This is a genomic window from Bradyrhizobium sp. LeoB3 (genome assembly GCF_055456055.1).
The window spans coordinates 1-4,412 of the sequence record NZ_JBVBEF010000220.1; the positions used below are offsets into that span (position 1 = coordinate 1).

The window sequence follows — 4,412 nt, forward strand, 5'->3', positions numbered from 1 at the left end:
AGCTCGCCCGCGGCGCTCAAATCCCCATAACGCCTGCCGCACCGCCTTACGTTTCTCACGCGCGGTTTCCTCCCTTGAGGCTTTCGGACGCCGGCCGCCGAATACGCCGCGCCCTCCCTCAAGCGGCCGGCATCCGAAACCCTTCACACAAGCGGAAGATCGCCGCCACCTGACTCGACGAAAATGTCATGGTCTTCCGATGCGCCGCCGAGAACACTTCATCAGTCAGCATCGCTGACCTGCCTCGGCAAAAACGTCTGTACGCTCGATGCCAAACAGAAATGTAGCTGCATCGAAGAATTCGTTCTAGTCTTCCCGACGCTCGGTCAACCTTCACGAACTGACCTCGAGCGAGATGATGATCAAGAAATCCGACTGCTATTGCTGCTATGGTCGCGGCGCGACTTTCGTCCGCGCAAGTGGCGTTGGGACAAGCGCACTGGAGCGCGACTTCCACACGCTAAGACAGTTGACATTGTTCTAGGGACCGCTAGCGGCCCGTCGAGAAGATCGGGATCACATTGAACGAATTTCAACGGGAGGAACCGCGATGGGTAACAACTTGAAAAGCGCCTGTGACGGAGTTTTGCAAACTGTCGTGACAGGCAAAGACCGCGTCCCCGGCGTGGTGGCAATGATCACCGATCGCTCGACCAACATCTACGAAGGCGCCGCAGGCGAGCGTATGCTTGGCGGCGGTCAGCCAATGACGGCCGATACCGTCTTTGCCATCTTCTCGACCACCAAAGCGATCACGGGCACGGCCATCCTGCAATGCGTCGAGGAGGGCAAGCTCGACCTGGACGCCCCGGCCAAAACCTACGTTCCCGACATCGGCAAGCTGGAAGTGCTCGACGGATTCGGCGCCGACGGCAAACCGCTGCTGCGGGCGCCGAAACGCGACATCACCACCCGCATGCTGATGCTGCACACGGCTGGCCTGGGCTACGATTTCTTTAACGCCAGCTACTTCCGCCTAGCCCAGGAGCAGGGCCAGCCGAGCGTCGTCACCTGCTCGACGGCGTCGCTGATGACACCGCTCCTGTTCGATCCCGGCGACAAATGGGAATACGGCAGCAACATTGACTGGTGTGGCCAGATCGTCGAGAGCATCCGCGGCAAGCGCCTCGGCGAAGTCATGAAGGAGCGGATTTTTGCGCCTCTCGGGATGGAGGACATCGCCTTCTCGCTGACCCCCTCGATGCGGTCGCGCCTCGCCGTCATTCACCAGCGCGGAACCGACGGGTCGCTGACCCCGCTTCCCGACATGCAGCTGCCGCCTGATCCGGAAGTCCATATGGGCGGGCACGGGCTCTACGCCTCGATCGGCGAGTACATGAAGTTCATCCGCATGTGGCTGAACGATGGGGCGGGGCCGAATGGCCGCGTGCTCAAGCAGGAGACGGTCGCCGCCGCTGTCCGCAACGGCCTCAGGGCGGACCAGACCGTGGTCATGCTGCCTGGCGTGATTGCAACACTGTCGAACGATGCCGAGTTCTTCCCGGGTCTGAAGAAGTCCTGGTGCTACACCTTCATGCTCAACGACGAGGACGCGCCGACAGGAAGGCCGGCCGGGTCCCTTGGTTGGGCCGGCCTCGCCAACACATTCTATTGGATCGACCGCAAAAACGGGATCGGTGGCTATTGGGCGACGCAGATCCTCCCCTTCGGAGATCCGACTTCGTTTGTCGGCTACGTGAACTTCGAGACGGCCGCCTATCAGAGCGACGAGGTGCGCGTGGCCGCGTAAGGGCGGCCGACCTGGCCTTCGAGCACGGACAATGCCGGTCTGACCTTTGGCCGGACGGGCGTCGCAACAACCCAACCGAAACGACGGCGCACAGAGAGACTTCTCTGGGCCGACAATGAGCGCTCACAACAGGAGGAACATCATGTTTGCGCAAGGTAGTTCGCCAGGAGCAAGCGCGAAGATCCAGTTCGACGCGGTCATCATTGGTGCAGGCTTCTCCGGCATGTACATGCTGCATTCGCTGCGCGACAAGCTCGACCTCAACGTCACCCTGTATGAGACCGGCGAAGGGGTTGGCGGCACCTGGTACTGGAATCGCTATCCCGGTGCGCGCTGCGATTCCGAGAGCTACATCTATTGCTACACGTTCGACAAGAACCTGCTGCAGGAGTGGAACTGGTCCGAGCGCTATCCGGAGCAGGATGAGATTCTGCGCTATCTCGAGCATTGCGCCGAGCGCTTTGACCTGAAACCTGACATTCAATTCGGCAAACGCGTCATCGAGGTGGTCTTCGATGACGATAGCGGGCTTTGGACAGTGCGCACTGATAAGGGCGACACGGTGACGACCCGCTTTGTCATTACCGCGGTCGGAGCACTGTCGACCGCCAACATGCCTCCGTTCAAGGGTTTGGAATCGTTCAAGGGCAAGTGCTACCACACGAGCCAGTGGCCGCATGACGGCGTCGACTTCACCGCCAAACGCGTTGGCGTCATCGGCACCGGCGCCACTGCGGTACAGGCAATCCCGGAAATCGCGCAGCAGGCCAAGCACTTGACGGTGTTCCAGCGCACGCCCGCCTTCTGCGTGCCGGCGCGCAACGGCCGTGTCGATCCTGAGATCACCAAGGCACGCAAGGCCGATTACGACGGGATCCGCCAGCGCATCAAGGACTCGTTCTTTGGATTCGAACTGAATTTCCTGCCGAAGGGGGTCCTCGATACCACGCCCGAGGAGCGTGAGCAGGAGTTCGACAGGATGTGGGACGCCGGCGGCTTCGCGTTCTGGCTGGCCAACTACCAGGATATGTTTTTCTCCAAGGAAGCGAACGATATCATCGCCGACTACCTCAAGCGCAAGATCCGGTCGACCGTCAACGATCCTGTGGTCGCCGAGAAGCTGACGCCCAAGAACTATCCGTATGGCACCAAACGCCAGCCGCTGGACACCAACTATTTCGAAACGTTCAATAAGAAGAACGTGCTGCTGGTGGATGCGACCATCGACGGCCCGATCGAGGAAATCACGCCGACCGGCATTCGCGCGGGCGGCAAAGAGTATCCGCTTGATATCATCGTCATCGCCACCGGCTTCGATGCGTTGACCGGTCCGCTGAAGCAGCTTGGCATCAGGGGCCGCGGCGGCAGGATGCTGGCGCAGGAATGGCAGGCTGGCCCCCAGACGTATCTTGGGGTGGCTATTGCCGGCTACCCGAACCTGTTCACAATCACCGGCCCACAAAGCCCCTCCGTGCTGTCGAACATGCCGGTCTCGATCGAGCAGCATGTCGAGTGGATCACTGAATGCATCGCCCACATGCGAAGGAACAAGCTTTCGACCATCGAGGCGACAGCGCAGGCGCAGGACGCGTGGGCCGCTCACGTCGAGGAGGTCGTGAATTCAACCCTCATGATCACCGCCAATTCCTGGTACATGGGCGCCAACATCGACGGCAAGGCGCACCGCTTCTTGCCGTATCTCGGCCCGGAAGGCGTCGGCGGCTATCGCAGGAAGTGCGCCGAGGTCGCCGAAAAGGGCTACGAGGGCTTTGCGTTCGCGAGCCAGGGCCAGAGCGGAGCCATGCACCCGATCGCGGCCGAATAACCTGACAGTCCCTGACCGGGAGCGGCGTTGAGTATCGCCACTTCCGGCATGGCAGTCGTGGGAAGCCCTCGATGGAGTAAGGGAGGCTGCCATGCGGGCGGCCTCCCATACCTTGATGGTATCCCCACCCCACCGACTGCCGTCATGGAGACTCATCCCAACGTGGACATGAAACGACAGGGCTCGCGCCCATCCCGAAGTCACGTGTGGGCGTCGGATCGGTCTTGAACAACCGTTGTGCGGCCTCAGCGTTTGCGGCGCAGCGCTCGAGCCAGCGAGCCACGAGAAAATCGACCCGCGCGGCCAACTGCAGTTGAGCCGCTGCCAGCACAAGCCTCGCGTCCAGACTCCGGTCAGATCGTCTCTTGACGTCGTTGCGGGCGTTCATCTTGCCCTCCTGCCAGTTCGGCGGAGGGAGCTGCCCTGCGCCGAGAGTTACACGCTTGCTTTGCGGATCAGCCCTGTATCGAGCTGAAAATTCCGGCGCCACGTCATCACGGACATGCACGACCAATCGGCCAGCCGAATAAGTGGCCGGACGCGGGCGGCAATTTCCGCGATGTGTGTGCGTGCGTTGCGCATTACGGTCCTCAGGAGTGTAGGCAATTTCACCCGCTACGAATGTGATGATCTAAACACAGATAAAATTCAGAGCGTCAAATGTTTTATGTCACGAGGTGCGGAATTTGTGCGGGGCCAGCAATTTTCGAACGCCAGCGGGATCGGCTGGGTTCGAAAATTTCTGGCTATGGTTTGATGGCCGCTAGACTGTATGTCCCCTCCACAAAATGAGGCGACTCACCCTCAATGTTGCGACGAGGGTTGCCTGGATGGACC

At 60.7% G+C, this 4,412-nt stretch carries 3 protein-coding genes; 2 read left to right on the plus strand and 1 reads right to left on the minus strand.

The window, feature by feature from the left end; translation table 11 throughout:
- Positions 1 to 550: 550 nt before the first annotated feature.
- Both acmB and ACZXDY_RS44940 read left to right on the plus strand, forming a co-directional pair.
- The gene (acmB, locus tag ACZXDY_RS44935) at positions 551 to 1,750 is read left to right on the plus strand and encodes a methyl acetate hydrolase AcmB (RefSeq protein ID WP_028169380.1); all 1,200 of its coding nucleotides are present in this window, start codon (positions 551 to 553) and stop codon (positions 1,748 to 1,750) included.
- Between the two features lie 142 nt (positions 1,751 to 1,892).
- A complete protein-coding gene (locus ACZXDY_RS44940; RefSeq protein ID WP_464349899.1) occupies positions 1,893 to 3,575 on the plus strand; it encodes a flavin-containing monooxygenase in 1,683 nt (560 codons plus the stop codon).
- Between the two features lie 142 nt (positions 3,576 to 3,717).
- On the opposite strand, the gene ACZXDY_RS44945 is transcribed toward ACZXDY_RS44940, so the two are convergent.
- A complete protein-coding gene (locus ACZXDY_RS44945; protein WP_155255692.1) occupies positions 3,718 to 3,963 on the minus strand; it encodes a hypothetical protein in 246 nt (81 codons plus the stop codon).
- Between the last annotated feature and the right edge of the window lie 449 nt (positions 3,964 to 4,412).

Excerpts from the sequence above, each read along its gene's own strand:
- acmB (WP_028169380.1), top strand. The coding sequence starts at position 551 with ATGGGTAACAACTTGAAAAGCGCCTGTGACGGAGTTTTGCAAACTGTC.
- ACZXDY_RS44940 (WP_464349899.1), top strand. The coding sequence starts at position 1,893 with ATGTTTGCGCAAGGTAGTTCGCCAGGAGCAAGCGCGAAGATCCAGTTC.
- ACZXDY_RS44945 (WP_155255692.1), bottom strand. The coding sequence starts at position 3,963 with ATGAACGCCCGCAACGACGTCAAGAGACGATCTGACCGGAGTCTGGAC.